The organism is Streptomyces sp. NPDC048211 (assembly GCF_043202315.1).
In the GTDB taxonomy this organism is placed as follows: Bacteria; Actinomycetota; Actinomycetes; order Streptomycetales; family Streptomycetaceae; genus Streptomyces.
This window is the reverse complement of sequence record NZ_JBIDAD010000003.1, coordinates 482,884-497,515: the sequence shown is the minus strand read 5'-3', so window position 1 is coordinate 497,515 and position 14,632 is coordinate 482,884. Positions and strand designations below refer to the sequence as shown.

Annotated in this window: 12 protein-coding genes; 7 read left to right on the top strand and 5 right to left on the bottom strand. The window is 73.4% G+C overall.

The features are described 5' to 3' along the window. Positions 1 to 30 precede the first annotated feature (30 nt). From ACGFZA_RS15005 to ACGFZA_RS14985, 5 genes are read right to left on the bottom strand one after another with little or no spacing between them, the layout of a single operon-like run. Positions 31 to 1,968 (bottom strand): ABC transporter ATP-binding protein, encoded by a 1,938-nt coding sequence (locus ACGFZA_RS15005; RefSeq protein ID WP_393679281.1) that lies wholly within the window; start codon positions 1,966 to 1,968, stop codon positions 31 to 33. Next, positions 1,965 to 2,789 carry an ABC transporter permease gene (locus tag ACGFZA_RS15000; RefSeq protein ID WP_385282863.1) on the bottom strand — a complete coding sequence of 275 codons (825 nt, stop codon included), beginning with the start codon at positions 2,787 to 2,789 and terminating at the stop codon, positions 1,965 to 1,967. The genes ACGFZA_RS15005 and ACGFZA_RS15000 overlap by 4 nt, the downstream gene beginning before the upstream one ends. Next, entirely contained in the window at positions 2,786 to 3,844 is a 1,059-nt protein-coding gene (locus ACGFZA_RS14995) for an ABC transporter permease (protein WP_393679279.1), read from the bottom strand. Before ACGFZA_RS14995 ends, ACGFZA_RS15000 begins: the two co-directional genes overlap by 4 nt. Further along, on the bottom strand, positions 3,841 to 5,967 hold the full coding sequence (locus ACGFZA_RS14990) for an alpha/beta hydrolase family protein (RefSeq protein ID WP_393679277.1): 2,127 nt from the start codon (positions 5,965 to 5,967) through the stop codon (positions 3,841 to 3,843). Before ACGFZA_RS14990 ends, ACGFZA_RS14995 begins: the two co-directional genes overlap by 4 nt. 53 nt (positions 5,968 to 6,020) lie before the next feature. Further along, positions 6,021 to 7,673: an ABC transporter substrate-binding protein gene (locus ACGFZA_RS14985; protein WP_393679275.1), complete on the bottom strand. Its 1,653-nt coding sequence runs from the start codon at positions 7,671 to 7,673 to the stop codon at positions 6,021 to 6,023. A 278-nt stretch (positions 7,674 to 7,951) separates the two neighbouring features. Between ACGFZA_RS14985 and ACGFZA_RS14980 the strand changes: the two genes are divergently transcribed. The 7 genes from ACGFZA_RS14980 to ACGFZA_RS14950 all read left to right on the top strand — a co-directional run bounded on the left by ACGFZA_RS14980 (position 7,952) and on the right by ACGFZA_RS14950 (position 14,615). Then, positions 7,952 to 8,689: an SAM-dependent methyltransferase gene (locus tag ACGFZA_RS14980; protein WP_385282855.1), complete on the top strand. Its 738-nt coding sequence runs from the start codon at positions 7,952 to 7,954 to the stop codon at positions 8,687 to 8,689. 197 nt (positions 8,690 to 8,886) lie between these two features. Continuing rightward, positions 8,887 to 9,807, top strand: a complete 921-nt coding sequence (locus ACGFZA_RS14975; RefSeq protein ID WP_385282873.1) for an NADP-dependent oxidoreductase — start codon at positions 8,887 to 8,889, stop codon at positions 9,805 to 9,807. Beyond that, positions 9,804 to 10,556, top strand: coding sequence for a GNAT family N-acetyltransferase (locus tag ACGFZA_RS14970; RefSeq protein WP_393679272.1), 753 nt, complete (start codon positions 9,804 to 9,806; stop codon positions 10,554 to 10,556). Before ACGFZA_RS14975 ends, ACGFZA_RS14970 begins: the two co-directional genes overlap by 4 nt. Positions 10,557 to 10,754: 198 nt before the next feature. Next, a complete protein-coding gene (locus tag ACGFZA_RS14965) occupies positions 10,755 to 11,966 on the top strand; it encodes a PP2C family protein-serine/threonine phosphatase (RefSeq protein ID WP_385282849.1) in 1,212 nt (403 codons plus the stop codon). Positions 11,967 to 12,077: 111 nt separating this feature from the next. Continuing rightward, positions 12,078 to 12,749 carry a TetR family transcriptional regulator gene (locus tag ACGFZA_RS14960; RefSeq protein WP_393679270.1) on the top strand — a complete coding sequence of 224 codons (672 nt, stop codon included), beginning with the start codon at positions 12,078 to 12,080 and terminating at the stop codon, positions 12,747 to 12,749. Further along, positions 12,746 to 13,516 carry an SDR family NAD(P)-dependent oxidoreductase gene (locus ACGFZA_RS14955; protein WP_385282843.1) on the top strand — a complete coding sequence of 257 codons (771 nt, stop codon included), beginning with the start codon at positions 12,746 to 12,748 and terminating at the stop codon, positions 13,514 to 13,516. Before ACGFZA_RS14960 ends, ACGFZA_RS14955 begins: the two co-directional genes overlap by 4 nt. A 58-nt stretch (positions 13,517 to 13,574) precedes the next feature. Continuing rightward, positions 13,575 to 14,615, top strand: coding sequence for an NAD(P)-dependent alcohol dehydrogenase (locus ACGFZA_RS14950; protein ID WP_393679267.1), 1,041 nt, complete (start codon positions 13,575 to 13,577; stop codon positions 14,613 to 14,615). Positions 14,616 to 14,632: the final 17 nt, after the last annotated feature.

The window sequence follows — 14,632 nt, the reverse complement described above, 5'->3', positions numbered from 1 at the left end:
GCACACTCTACCCGCGTGGACGCGGGCCGGTCAGTCGGTGCGGCGGGTCTCCGCGGCTCCGGGCAGTGCGTCGATCATGCGCCGGGTCCAGGGGTGGCGCGGCGCGTCCAGGACCTCGGCGGCGGTGCCCTGCTCGACGATCCGCCCCCGGTGCATCACGGCGACCAGGTCCGCGATCTGCCGCACCACACCCAGGTCATGGGTGATGAACAGCACCGCGAAGCCCTCCTCGCGCTGGAGCGTGACGAGCAGGTTGAGCAGCTGGGCCTGGACCGACACATCGAGCGCGGCCACCGCTTCGTCGCAGATCAGCAGCCTGGGCCGGGCCGCCAGCGCCCGTGCCAGGGCCACCCGTTGACGCTCGCCTCCGGAGAGCGCCGCCGGACGCCGCGAGGCGTACGACCCGGGCAGCCCCACCTGCGTGAGCAGGGCTTCCACCCCGGACACGGTGCTCCTGCCCCGCCCGCCACCGGCCGCGGCCAGGGCCTCGCGCAGCGTCGCGCCCACGGTGCGCAGCGGGTTGAGCGAGGAGTACGGGTCCTGGAACACGATCTGGACCTGCTCCGCCAGACGCCGCCGGTCCGCCGTGGTGGGATGCCGCCCGGCGGGCAGGGCGGTCCCGCCCACGGACACCGTGCCGCCGTCGAACGTCTCCAGGCCGACCGCGATCCGGGCGAGCGTCGTCTTGCCCGAGCCGGACTCGCCGACCAGGGCGACGACCGTGTCGCGCGGCACCGTCAGGCTCACGTCGAGCAGCGCGGTGTGATCCCCGGCCGACGAGCGGAACGTGCGGTCGACGGACGTGGCCACGAGGGCGGCATCCCGGTCCGGGTCCGGCTGTCCACCGGAGCCCTGACCGGGCACCGCCGCCGGTACGGCGGCCCTGCGCGCCGACGGTGCGGCGAGCTCGCCGCCGATCTCGGCGATCCGCACGCAGGCCGACAGCCGGCCCGTACGGCCGGCCGGCTCCTCGGCCCTCCTGGGCGGCAGCAGCTCGACCGGCTCGCTGCGGCACACCTGAGCCGCGTGGGCGCAGCGGTCGGCGAACGGGCAGCCCCGCCCCCTGGACCCCGGGGCGGGCACGGAGCCGGGAATGGCCGGAAGTTCGGCGAAGCGCTCGCGCACGGACGGCTCGGAGGCCAGCAGACCGGCGGTGTACGGATGCAGCGGGCCCGATTCGAGCTCCTGCGAGCGGCCGTGCTCCAGCACCTGGCCCGCGTACAGCACGTACACCCGGTCGCAGGCGGAGAAGGCGACCCGCAGGTCGTGCGTGATGAGGACCAGACCCATCCGGCGGCGCTGCTGCAGACCGCGCAGCAGGTCCAGCACGGCCAGCTGGCTGGCGGCGTCCAGTGCCGTCGTCGGTTCGTCCGCGATCAGCAGTTCGGGGTCGCCCGCGAGCGCCGCGGCCGCCGCCACGCGCTGCCGCATCCCGCCCGACAGTTCATGCGGATAGCGGTCGGCGACGTCCGGGGAGAGGCCGACCTCGGCGAGCCGCCGCTCCACTTCCGCGCGCCGGGCCGACTTGTCCCTGCGCAGGCGCCCGCCGTCGAGGCCACGGAGCCCGTCCGCGATCTGACGCCCGCAGGTGAGCTGAGGGTGCAGCATGGTGAACGGATCCTGCATCAGCAGGCTGACGCGACGGCCGCGCAACGCGTGCCGCTCGCGCGGCGACAGGGTGAGGACCTCGTCTCCGTCGATGCGTACGGAGCCACCCGTCAGCCCGGTCCCGGACGGCAGCAGCCCTGCCACGGCCCGCATGGCCAGGGACTTGCCGCTGCCGGACTCGCCGACGACGCCGATGCACTCGCCCCGGCCGACCTCCAGCGAGATGCCGTCCAGGATCGGGACCGGCCCGCCCGGCGCGGCCGTCGCCGCCACCCGCAGACCGTCGACGGCGAGCAGCGGCCGGGTGGCCGGTGCGGCGGGCAGGGTAGGGCTGTCCGTCGCCGGGTGCGCTGTCATCATGACCTCCCACGGTCGGAGAACGCCTCGAACAGCCGGTCGCCGAGGAGGTTGAGGGCTACGGCCGCGGCCACGATGAGGACGGCCGGAGCCAGGGCCGCGGACGGGTTGTCGTACAGCAGCGTGCGGTTCTCGGAGAGCATGCGGCCCCAGTCCGGGGCGCCCGGGGGCACGCCGAGACCGAGGAAGGACAGGGAGCTCAGCGCGACGATGGCACCGGCGAAGTTCAGCAGGGTGTTGGCCACCACGACGGGCAGCACATTGGGCCAGATGTGCCGCGTCATCACCGTGAAGCGGGAGAGCCCGAGGGTCTGTGCCGCCTCGACGTACGCGCGGTGCCGCTGCTCCAGCACGGCGGACCGCACCAGACGGATGTCGGCGGGCGACGTCAGCACGACGAGCACGCCGACGGCCAGCGCGTAACCCCCACCGCCGATGCCGGCGACGACGATCGTGACCAGGAGCGCGGGCAGCGCCAGCAGGAGATCGGCCCACCGCCGCACGACGGTGTCGATCCAGCCGCCCCGGTATCCGGCGAGGAGACCGAGGACGTTGCCGATGACCATCGAGCCGATCGCGACCAGGGCCGCACCGGCCAGGGTGCTCCGGGCGCCGGCGACCACCATCCGGGCGATGTCGCGGCCGAGTTCGTCGGTGCCGAGCGGATGCCCGCCGCCGGGCATGGCCGCGCCGGTGGCGAGATCCTGTGCGTCCCAGTCGGGCAGGACCAGCTGGCCGACTGCCGCGGCCAGTGCGAACAGCACCAGCAGGACGGTGCAGCATACGGTGAGCGGGGAGAACCTGCGGGGGGTACGGGTCTTCATCCGTTCTCCTCCTCACGGACGCCGGACGGCAGTGCCGCGGCGGACGGCTTCGCGGCGGGTGATGTCCTTGCCGCGGGTGCGGTCCGCAACTGCGGATCCAGCAGCGGCTGTACGAGGTCGGTGACGAGGTTGGCCAGACAGACCAGAGCGGCGATGAGCAGCGCCTCGGCCTGGACGACGGGCACGTCCCGGAAGGTGACCGAGTCGACGAGCAGGGAGCCGAGCCCGGGGAGCGCGAAGACCTGCTCCACCATGACCGTTCCCGCCAGGAGGTAGGCGAGGATCAGACCGATGCCGGTGAGTACGGGGACGACGGTGCCGCGCAGCACGTAGCGCAGCAGGATGTCCCGCTCCCGCACACCCCGGGCGCGGGCGAACGTGACGTGCTCCCGGTCGAGTTCCCGGATCACCGCCGCCCTGGTCAGTTTCAGCAGGACGGCGGTGACGGCGAGTCCGAGCGCCAAGGCCGGCAGCACCAGGTGCGTCAGCCGGTCGCCGCCCGTCCCCTCGCCCGGTCCGTATGCGGGAAACCAGCCGAGCATCAGCGCGAACACGTAGATGAGCACCAGTCCGCCCGCGAACGCGGGGGTGGACAGCGCCACCACGCCGAGACTCTGCACCACGCGGTCGGTGGCGCGCCGGTTGCGCAGGCCCGCCAGGACGCCCAGCGGCACTCCGAGGAGCAGGGCCACGGCGAATCCCAGGCCGACCAGCTGACCGGTGAGCACCAGGCGGTCGCCCAGCGCACCGGCGACGTTCTCGCCGGTGCGGATCGACGTGCCGAGATCGAGCCGGACGGCGTCGCTCAGCCAGTACCAGTACTGCACGGCCATCGGGCTGTCGAGGTGGTAGCGGGTCCGGACGGCGGCAAGCGCCTCGGGGGTCGCGCTGCGCGGGCCCAGCAGTGTCTGGGCGGGGTCGCCCGGTGCGGCCTGGAGCAGGGCGAACACGGCGACGGACAGCACGACGAGGAGTCCCAGCGTGCCGCCGAGGCGGCGCAGCACGAGCCGGGCGGGCAGCGCGGCGCTCAGCCGCGCGCGGGCGGTGGCCGTCATCGCGTGCCTCCGTCCGGGCCTGCGGAAACCGGGCGCGGGATGGCAGGGCCAGACGGTTCCGGGGGGGTGTCACCGTCCGGCCCTGCCGGGGAAGCCGTGCCGGGGATCGGCTCGGGGGAAGCGTCCCCCGGCACGGCGGTCGGGTGGGCGGCCGCGGGGCGCGGCGCCAGGTGGGTGGCGAGCCACTGTTCGACCCGGGCCGCGGCATCGAGGAGATGCCCGCCGTCGGTGAACTCATGGCCCTCGCCGGGGTACACGTACAGCTCGACGGGCGCGCGGCCGGCCCGCAGCAGCGACCGGTACAGCTCGTGGGCCTGGCCGACCGGAGTGACCCGGTCGGCGGAGCCGTGCACGATGAGCGTCGGGGTGCCGCTGCCGCCGCGGGCGAAGACCGGCGAGCGCCGGATCAGTTCCTGCGGGGCGTCCGGGTCCCCGATCGCGTACGTCCGGTCGTAGCCGCCGCCGATGTTGCTGGTGTGCGTGAAGCTCAGCCAGTCGGTCGGCGCCGAGACGACGACCGCGGCCCGGAACACATCGGTGCGCGCCGCGGCCTGGGCGGCGAGGAAGCCGCCGTAGCTGTGGCCCAGGACCGCGGTGCGGTCCGGATCGGCCAGACCGGCGTCGATCAGGTGGCGCACGCCGGACAGCACGTCGTCCAGGTCGGCTCCGCCGACGTCGCCGACCACGGCGCGGGCGTGTTCGAGGCCCCGGCCGTTGCTGCCGCGCGGGTTGGGCAGCAGGACCAGGTAGCCGGCGGCCGCCAGGGCGGGTGCGAGGCCCAGCACGTCGCCCGGCGCGTATCCGGCGGACCAGAGCCAGGCCGGGCCGCCGTGCACGAGGACGGCGAGGGGGCGGGGCCCTGTGCCGCCGCCGTGCGAGAGGACGAGTCCCTGTACGGTGCGGCCGTCCGGCGCGGACCAGTGGGTCTGTTCGGTGCGGACACCGGCGAGCTCGGGAGCGCCGGGCGCGTTGAGCACCGTGACGGGCGTCCAGTTCCAGGCGCCCGGTCCTTCGGTACGGGTGACGACGGCCTCGGGAGGACGGCCCGGTGCGTCGAGCACGGTCGCGGCCAGCAGCCCGTCGCGGCTGAGCGACAGTCCGGGCTGGTATCCGGCCCCGCCGAGGGTCACGGGGCCCGACCAGCGGACGGTCTCGGATCGGCCGGTGCGGCCGACGCGGGAGCCCGTCCCGTCCCAGCCCGCGAACCACAGGGCGCCGGGCGAGGTGTCGTCGAACCGCAGCCAGGTCGCGTCCTCGACGCCGGCCACCACGGTGGTGTTCCCCGTGGCCAGGTCGGCGACGACCGGGCGTCCGGCGACGATGGAGATGCCTTCGCAGACCGCCGCCGACCGGCCGTCGGCGGTGAGCGCGGGGGCGCCCAGCTGCCCGTGGGGCGTGTACACGGTCCTGGCGGTACGGGCTTCGAGATCCAGCGCGGCGAACCGGGCACCGTAGTACCCGGCGGGCAGGGTGTCCTCGCCGACCGTGGCGACCGCTGTCGGCCCGCCGCGCCAGGCGACGTTCCACACGGTGAGCCCCGCGGGCCCGGCTTCGCGCAGCCTGCCCTCGGCGAGGTCGACGAGATGCAGCGACCGGCGGCCGGTGCCCGGGGCGAAGCGTTCCGGTGCCGGTACGGCTCCGAGCCGCACGGGCAGGCCGAGGTGCATGCCGTCCTGCTCGGCGCCGTCCGCCGCGCAGAGCAGCAGGGCCTGGCCTCCGTCGTCGGAGACCAGCAGTTCCTCCACCGCGCCGGGTGCCCGGACGACGGTGCGCACGGTGCCGGAGACCGTGTCCAGAGCGGCGAGGCACACCTCCGTCCCGGACGGGCCCTCGTGCTCGGCGATGTGCAGCAGGGTCCGGGAGTCCGGCAGCCAGCGCGGGCTGTGACGGTCCGTCGGGGCGTCCGGCCGGGCCGGCGCGCGAAGCACGGGCGGCGGCGCGTCCGTGCTCCCGCCGGACAGTCCGGCCGGTACCGGGGCGAGGACCAGCTCGGCCCGCTCGGGACCGGATGCCGCCACGGCGACGGAGCGGCCGTCCGGGCTGATCCTGGCCTCGACCGGGTGGACCAGGCGCAGCATCGCCTCGCGGACCTGCCGCACGAGGGTCGCGGCGGTACTGGGCATGGGAGTCCGTTCCTTGAAGGTGAAGGAGGAGGTGGCGGTGGCGGTGGCGCCGGTCACGCGGACTTGCGGATCCGGGTCGCCCAGGGGCCGATGAACGCGAAAGGCCCCTGGTCCAGCAGCACGAACTCCTTGGAGAACGCGGACGCGGTCTGTGCCCACCACAGCGGCAGGTACGGAAGATCGGCGCCGGCCGTCTGCACGGCCTTCATCAGTTCCCGGGCGCGGACGTCCTTGTCCGTGGCGGACTTCGCCGTGTCCAGCGCCGTGTTGACCGTGCTGTTGTCGTAGTGCGCGATGTCCGTCGCGGTGGCCGCCGCGTTGAGGTAGGGGTCGGCCAGTTCGGCGGGGTCGCCGGTGACGGGGAAGTACCACAGGAACTGCAGGGGCTGCTTGCCGGAGCCGAGCTCCGCGACCCACTGCTCCAGGGTGATCTCCTTGACCTTCAGCGTGATGCCGATCTTCTTGAGCGAAGCGGCGAGCGCGAGTGCGGCCTTGCCCAGCTGGGGACCGCTGTTGGGATAGTGCAGCTCGGCCGTGAAGCCCCCCTTCACCGAGGACTTGTCGAGCTCGGCGCGTGCGGCGTCCAGGTCGAAGGACAGGGCGGGGATCGCGTCGTAGCCCGAGCGGACCCGGTCCGCCGGCATCAGGTCGCCCCACATCTCGCGGGAGGGCAGCGCGTCGGCGACCTCGGCCCGGCCGTGCAGGATGCCCTTCACCATGCCCTCGCGGTCGGCCGCGTGGGCGATGGCACGTCGCACGTGCACGTCGTCGAAGGGGGCCTGGGCGGTGTCGAAGGCCAGCGACACCACCGAGCGGTCTCCGGTGTACGAGACGCGTGCGCTCGACTCCCAGCCACGGGCCTCGTCCGACGCGAGCCCCAGGGCGCCGTCCACCGCACCGGACTTCATCGCGACCAGCCGCGTACCGGCGTCGGGGACGAAGGAGAGCTTCAGTTTCCGGACGGCGGGCTTCTCGCCCCACCATGCGTCGTTGCGCTCCAGCAGGACGTGGTCGTCGGCGGCGAACCCGGTGATCCGGTACGGGCCGGTGCCGAGCAGCAGTGTCTTCGCGGTGCCGACCTTGCCCCTGTTCCGGGTGAGGAAGGCACGGCTGCTGACGAGGAGCCCGCCGGCGGTCGTCGTCCAGGCGAACATGGCGTCCGGGGCCTTCAGCCGGATGGTGACCTCGTGGTCGCCGGTGGACTTCACGGACTCGACGCCCGCGTAGGCGTAACCGAGGGCGGAGCCGCTCTCGGGGTCCCGGATCGCGTCGATGGACGCCACCACGTCGTCCGCCGTGAACGGGGTGCCGTCGGTGAACGTGACGCCGCGGCGCAGTGTGTACACGTACGTCCTGGCGTCGGGCTGCTTCCAGGACGAGGCGAGCCCGGGGCCGAGCTTCCCGGAGGGGTCGACCGCGAGCAGGGACTCCTGGGCCAGCACCGCGACCAGGTAGTTGAGGACGCCGGACTCGCGGCCCACATCGAGGCTGGAGAGGGACGAGGGCAGGGCCAGGGTCAGCGTGTCGATCGGCGCGTCCGCGCCCTGTGCCCCGGTCCCCGAGCCCGTTGTCCCGTCGCCGGAGTTCTCCCGGGGCGGCGGCGCACACGCGGCGAGCACACCGGACGCGGCGAGGACGCCCATACCCGCGCCGGCCAGGCGCAGCATGCGGCGTCGGCTGAGCTTGCCACCCGGTTCCGAGGTCATCGGGAACCACCCATCTCACTTTGTCCACTGGAACTGCCCAACTGGGCGTGGACAGTATCCGAACCCTTTGGGGGCGTCAAAGGGTGGCTAATAACCGTCCAAGGGGTGGACGGCCAAGAGGGATTGATGCCTCATAAGGTGATGAAAGGTGCGAAGCCTTCTCGATGGGTGGATTCCCCTGCCGGTCGGTGAGCCATGGACGCGGCACGGATGCCGGGATACCCGGACGGCTCCGAAAACGACGTGCACGTGACCGGTGACGCTGACAGGCTGCGCCGGTGAACCATGATCAGATCTCCGCCCTCGCCCACGCCGGCCACCCGATCAAGGCGCCGCTCGACGACGACTCGGTACGCCGGCTCCTGGACCACGCCGTTCCGCACGCTGACGCGAGAGCCCTCGATCTGGGCTGCGGGGGAGGGGAATGGCTGCTGCGCGCCCTGAGCGGCCGTCCGGGCCTACGGGCCGAGGGCGTCGACATCTCCGAGGGCTCGCTCCTGGCGGCCGGTGCGGCGGCGGACCGCCTCGGGGTGCGCGAGCGCCTCGTCCTGCACCAGCAGGACGGTGCTGCGTTCGCGTCCGTGGACCCGTTCGATCTCGTCCTCAGCGTCGGGGCCGCGCACGTGTTCGGCGGGCTGCTGCCGACTCTCGCGGCAGCCCGCAAGCACCTGGCTCCCGGCGGCCGCGTCCTGATCGGTGACGGCTTCTGGGAACGCGAGCCGACGCCGGAGGCGGTCGAGATGCTCGGTGACTTCGCCGACCTGGCGACCACCCTGGACCGGGTCACCGCGGACGGCTGGACACCCGTGCACGGCCACGTCAGTTCACGCGCCGAACTGGACGCCTACGAGTGGTCCTGCTGGGGCTCGCTGGCCTCCTGGGCCCTCGACCACCCCGCGGACCCGGAGAGCGCCGAGGTGCTGGCGACGGCGGCGACCCGCCGCACCGAGTGGCTTCGGGTGTACCGGGAGACCTGGGGATTCGTCACCCTGGTGCTGCGCCCGACAGCGGGCTGACCGCGCCCCGGCCCGCGTCGGCCGCGCCGGAACATTGCGGCCCGGTGAACGCCCCGGTCCCGGGGAATACCTGCGCGGCCGACGGACTTCCCGCTGCTGGGGAGCCGGCGTCCGTCCCGGCTGCCCGGGCCAGGAGCAGAACGGCCCCGGGCCAGGAGCAGAACAGAACAGACATGAACGGAACGGAGAGGGAACCCATGTCCAAGGCGTACGTGTTCACCCGCAACGGCGGTCCGGAGGTGGAGGCCCTCGTCGACCAGGACACGCCCGTGCCCGGCCCCGGGGAGCTCCTCGTCGCCGTCCGGGCCGCCGGGGTCAACCCGGTGGACTGGAAGCTGCGCACGGGATACACCCGGCCCGGCAGTGGGCCGCAGCCGTTTCCCACCGTCTTCGGCAGCGAGGCCGCAGGGGTCGTCGAGGCGATCGGCCGGGACGTCGAGGGGTTCGAGGTCGGGGACGAGGTCTTCGGCAGCCCGCTGACCGGCGGGTACGCCGAGCACACCCTGCTGCCCGTGGCCGTGACCGCCCACAAGCCTGCCGGGCTCTCGTTCGCGGATGCCGCGGTACTGCCCGTCGCGGCGGCCACCGCCTACGACGGACTGCGTCAGCTCGGCCTCGCCCCGGGGGCCGTCCTGCTCGTCACGGGGGCGGGCGGCGGGGTGGGAAGCGCCGCCGTGCAGCTCGCACGTCATGAGGGGGTCCGCGTCATCGGCGCCGCGAGCGCAGCCAAGAAGGAGTTCGTCGAGTCGCTCGGCGCGGTGCATGTCGCATCCGGCGCCGGACTCGCGGACCGGGTACGGGCGGCGGCGCCCGACGGGATCGACGCGGTCTTCGACCTGGTCGGCGGTGACACGCTGAGCGAGGCGGCCTCGCTCCTCGCCGACCCCGCCACGCTGATCAGCGCCGGCGGCAAGCAGCTCGCGGCCGAGCTCGGCGGGGCGCCCGTCGAGCGGGCCCGTACCGCCGCGGTGCTCCGCGAAGTGGCGGACCTCGCCGTCGCCGGCGTCCTGCGCACACACATCACCCGGAGCCACCCGCTCGCAGGGGCGGGCGAGGCGCTGCGTGCGGTCGAGGAGGGCCACACCCTCGGAAAGACCGTGATCGAGGTGACCGCATGAGCGAGCTCCCCGTCCCCGGCCGTGCGGCGCACCCCCTCGACGACCCGGTGGGCGCCTCGCTGAGGGGTCCGCACGCCCACTTCGCCGAGCGCCGGGGTCGCGTTCTGCGCTACCCGGCGGCCGTCACCCCCTGGGTTGCCCTGCCGGACAGGCCGCAGGCCGCCGACTGGGCGGATGCGGCCGCGCTCGCCGGCCCGGGCGGTGCCGTCACGATCACCGCCTTCCGGGAGCCGCCGCCGGACGACTGGGAGGTCGTCTTCAGTGCCGAGGGCGTCCAGCTCGTCGACGCGGGAGTCGATGCCGCGCCGTACCCGGAGGCCGTCCGGCTCGGCCCCGCCGATGTGCCGGAGATGCTGGACCTGGTCGCACGCACCAGGCCCGGCCCCTTCGAGGCCCGTACGGTCGAGCTCGGCACCTACCTCGGCGTACGACGTGACGGGCTGCTCGTCGCCATGGCCGGCGAACGGATGCATCCGCCCGGCTGGAGCGAGATCAGCGGCGTCTGCACGGACGAGTCCGTACGCGGGCAGGGGCTGGCCGGCGGACTCGTGCGGGCCGTCGCCCACGAGATCAGGGAACGCGGAGAAACCCCCTTCCTGCACGCCGCCGCCTCCAACACCAACGCCGTCCGGCTCTACGAGTCGCTGGGCTTCGCGCTCCGGCGCCGTACGCCGTTCCTCTCGGCGCTCGTCCCGGAGAACCCGCCGATACGCGTCCGGGGCGATGTCCGTGAGGCGGCCACGCGCTGACGGCCCGGCCGGGGGCGGCAGGCGGGAGGTCCGCGAGATGGACCCTCGGCCTGCGGACCGACGCCCGTGCCGGCGCCGCGCTCCGGGACCTTCGGCGCGGGGGGTGAGGCCGTAAGCCTCGTGTGCCGCCCCGCCCCACTCGGGTGCACTGGGAGGGAACGCCGGCGTCGGGCCGGCAGGTCCCGGGAGGAGACGGCTGTGACGATCGGGCTTCAGCGCTTGTCCGCGACGCGTGGAACAGCGCTCGCGGGTACGGACGCGGGAGAGGCGGCCGTCCGGGCCCCCAGGGTCGGCAACCGGACGCTGTTCGGCGGTCTGGCACTGCTGACCGCCATGATCGTCCTCCTCGACATGGGGTCCGGCGACGAACTGCGCATCGTGCCGCTGATGGTCGTCGTGCCCGCGCTCGTCTCGGTCTTCGGCACGATCCGTCAGACCGTGGGCGTCGCCTCCTGGGTCATGGTGGTGGTCGTCGGCTCACGTCTGGTGAGCGGCGGGACCTTCTGGGACATCACCAGCAGTGTCGTCTTCACGGTGCTCGCCTGTTTCCTCGGCGTCGGGGCGTGCGCGCTGCGTATCCGCCACGCCATCGAGATAGCCAGGCTGCGCTCCGCCGCCGTGGCGCTCCAGCGCCAGATCCTGCGCCCGCTGCCCATCGTGACCGACCAGGTGGCCGCCCACGGGACCTACGCGCCGATCGAGGAGGACCGTCTGGTCGGCGGGGACATCTACGAGGTGGTGTCGTCGCCCTACGGAACCCGGGTGATCATCGGGGACGTCCAGGGCAAGGGGCTCGCCGCGATCGGGGCGGGTTTCGCCGTCCTCGGGGCGTTTCGTGAGGCGGCCATCCGTGAACCCACGCTGACCGGGGTCGTCGACGCTCTCGAGGACGCGGTCGCCCGGCACAACGCCTTCTCCGCGCAGACCGGGGAGATCGAGCGCTTCGTCACCGCCCTGGTGCTCGGTTTCGACGACGACGGGCGCGTCCAGGCCGTCAACTGCGGACACCTGCCGCCCCGGCTGCTGCACGACAACGTGGCGGGCCCCGTCCCCCTGCGCCGTACGTCGGTGCCGCTGGGCATGGCCGAGCTCAGCGGCGAGGCCCGGGTCACCGAATGGCTGGACGTCCCGTCCGACGCGACGCTCCTGATGTTCACCGACGGAGTGACCGAGGCCCGTGACGCGGCCGGGGACTTCTACCCGCTCGACACCCGGCTGGGCCGTTGGGCGCACCTGGGCCCCCGGGAGCTGCTCGACGCGCTCCATCGCGACCTGGAGGAGTTCTCCGGCGGTGTGCGGCGCGATGACATCGCCGTGCTCTCGGTGCGGCGGACGCCATCCGGGAACCGTCCCGCCGAGCCGTCGGGCCATGGCGCGAGGCGGGCGGCGGAGGCTTTCAGCGGGCGGTAGCGGCCATGCCTCGCACCGCGCCCGCTCCCGGCCCGAAGGGCCACGACGGACTGAAGATGTCCCGATGCGACTTTTGTCGCGTCGGGACATTTTTAGGTGTACGGTGCAGATATGAACCGGGAACGGAAGACCCCGGAGAGGCGGAGCCGCAAGGCGCGCCAGACCCGGGACACGCTGGCCCAGGCCGCGTTCGAGCTCGTGCTCGACCGAGGGCTGCGGGACGTGACGGTCGAGGAGATCGCGGAACGCGCGGACGTCGACCGGCGCACCTTCAGCCGGTACTTCGCGAGCAAGGAAGACGCGGTCCTGGACTCGGTCCGCGGTGACGGCGACCGGATCAACGACGCCCTGCGGGACCGGCCCGCCGGTGAACCCCCGCTCACCGCGTACCGCCGGGCCGTCATGGACTGGCTCGCGCACCCCGAGGCGCAGGCCTGGCACCGCCGCCCGAGGATCTTCGAGCTGCTGGTCCTCGCGCAGCGGGAACCGACCCTCTACGCGGCGTTCCACCACATCCGGGTGGACGCCCAGGAGGACTCGGTCGCCCTCATCGCCGAACGGCTCGGCGTCGACCCGCGGCAGGACATCCGCCCCGCCGTCACCGTCGCCGCGGGAGCCGGAGCACTCCTCGCCGCCCAGGCCGCCTGGGTGCGCGGAGGCTGCCCCGAAGAGCTGCCCCGGCTCGTCGAGCAGGCATTCGACGCCCTTGCGACGGACCTGCTCGCGCAGCTGCCCGCCGGACCGGCGTCACACAGCATCACGGAAGGAAACAGAACATCATGAGCACCACCACCCCCGCCGACCAGGAGTTCGCCGGCCGCACCGCCCTCATCACCGGAGGGGCCTCCGGCATCGGTCTGGCCCTCTCCCACCGGCTCGCCGCCGCCGGCGCGTCCGTCGTCGTCGCCGACTACGACCAGGAGAGCGCCCGCAAGGCGGTCGCCGCACTGGAGGCGGCCGGCGCCAAGGCCGCCGCCGTCGCCATGGACGTCACCGACCCCGCCTCCGTCGAAGCGGGCGTGCGATTCGCCGTCGACACCTTCGGTGCTCTGCACCTCGCCGTGAACAACGCCGGCATCGGCGGCCCCAGCAACCCGACCGGTGACTACGCCGTCGAGGACTGGGACCGCGTCGTCGCCACCAACCTGAGCGGCGTCTTCTACTCCATGCGCTACGAGCTTCCCGCCATCGTCGCCGCGGGCGGCGGCGCGATCGTCAACATGTCGTCGATCCTCGGCACCAACGGCTTCGCCGGCTCGCCCGCGTATGTCGCGGCCAAGCACGGAGTCGTCGGCCTCACCAAGACGGCAGCCCTCGAATACGCCGCGCAGAACGTCCGCGTCAACGCGGTCGGACCCGGCTTCATCGACACCCCGCTCCTGCGCGACACCGAGGGCCCCGCCCGCGACCACCTGATCTCGCTGCACCCGGCCGGACGCCTCGGCACGGCGGAGGAAGTGGCGGAGCTCGCCGCCTTCTTGCTCTCCGACCGCGCCTCGTTCATCCACGGCAGCTACCACCTGGTGGACGGCGGATACTCCGCCTCCTGAGTATCGGACGGGGGACAGGGGGGCGAGAAATAGATCAGCAGAGGTCAAGGAGGACCCCATGAAAGCCGTTCAGTACCGCGAAATCGGCGCCGCACCCGAGGTCGTCACCGTGCCCGACCCGGAGCCCGGCCCCGGCCAGGTGCTGCTGAAGGTCACCGCGGCGGGCGTCTGCCACTCCGACATCGCGGTGATGTCCTGGCCGGCCGACCAGTTCCCCTACCCGCTGCCGCTGACCCTCGGCCACGAGGGAGTCGGCACCGTCGCCGCGCTCGGCGACGGCGTCAGCGGACTCTCGACCGGCGAGTCCGTCGCGGTCTACGGCCCCTGGGGCTGCGGTACGTGCATCAAGTGCGCCGAGGGCAAGGAGAACTACTGCCTGCGCGCCAAGGAGCTCGGCATCAATCCGCCCGGACTGGGCTCGCCCGGTGCCATGGCCGAGTACATGATCGTCGACGACCCGCGCCATCTGGTGCCCCTCGGAGACCTCGACCCGGTGCAGGCGGTGCCGCTCACCGACGCCGGCCTCACGCCCTACCACGCGATCAAGCGCTCCCTGCCGAAGCTGGTGCCCGGAGCAACCGCCGTCGTCATCGGCACCGGCGGCCTCGGCCACGTGGCGATCCAGCTGCTGCGCGCCATGACGGCCGTCCGGGTCATCGCCCTCGACGTCTCGGAGGACAAGCTCGCCCTGGCCCGTACGGTCGGGGCACACGAGACCGTCCTGTCCGACCAGCACGCCGCGGACCGGATCCGTGAACTGACCGGAGGGATCGGCGCGCAGGTCGTCCTCGACTTCGTCGGTGCGCCGCCGACCGTCGCCACGGCCGGTGCCGCCGCAGCCATCGACTCCGACGTCACGATCGTGGGCATCGGCGGTGGAGCGCTGCCGGTGGGCTTCGGCTCCCTGCCGTTCAGCACGACGGTGACCGCCCCGTACTGGGGATCCCGGTCCGAACTGGCCGAGGTGCTCGACCTGGCCCACGCGGGCGCGGTGAAGGTCCACGTCGAGACGTACTCCCTGGACGAGGCCCCGCTGGCGTACGAGCGGCTGCACGACGGCAAGATCAACGGCCGCGCGGTCATCCTTCCCAACGGCTGACCGGCCGACCCCTCCCT

Coding starts and splice junctions, on each gene's coding strand:
- ACGFZA_RS14960 (WP_393679270.1), top strand. CDS start 12,078: ATGAACCGGGAACGGAAGACCCCGGAGAGGCGGAGCCGCAAGGCGCGC.
- ACGFZA_RS14985 (WP_393679275.1), bottom strand. CDS start 7,673: ATGACCTCGGAACCGGGTGGCAAGCTCAGCCGACGCCGCATGCTGCGC.
- ACGFZA_RS14995 (WP_393679279.1), bottom strand. CDS start 3,844: ATGACGGCCACCGCCCGCGCGCGGCTGAGCGCCGCGCTGCCCGCCCGG.
- ACGFZA_RS14970 (WP_393679272.1), top strand. CDS start 9,804: ATGAGCGAGCTCCCCGTCCCCGGCCGTGCGGCGCACCCCCTCGACGAC.
- ACGFZA_RS14955 (WP_385282843.1), top strand. CDS start 12,746: ATGAGCACCACCACCCCCGCCGACCAGGAGTTCGCCGGCCGCACCGCC.
- ACGFZA_RS14990 (WP_393679277.1), bottom strand. CDS start 5,967: ATGCCCAGTACCGCCGCGACCCTCGTGCGGCAGGTCCGCGAGGCGATG.
- ACGFZA_RS15005 (WP_393679281.1), bottom strand. CDS start 1,968: ATGATGACAGCGCACCCGGCGACGGACAGCCCTACCCTGCCCGCCGCA.
- ACGFZA_RS15000 (WP_385282863.1), bottom strand. CDS start 2,789: ATGAAGACCCGTACCCCCCGCAGGTTCTCCCCGCTCACCGTATGCTGC.
- ACGFZA_RS14950 (WP_393679267.1), top strand. CDS start 13,575: ATGAAAGCCGTTCAGTACCGCGAAATCGGCGCCGCACCCGAGGTCGTC.
- ACGFZA_RS14975 (WP_385282873.1), top strand. CDS start 8,887: ATGTCCAAGGCGTACGTGTTCACCCGCAACGGCGGTCCGGAGGTGGAG.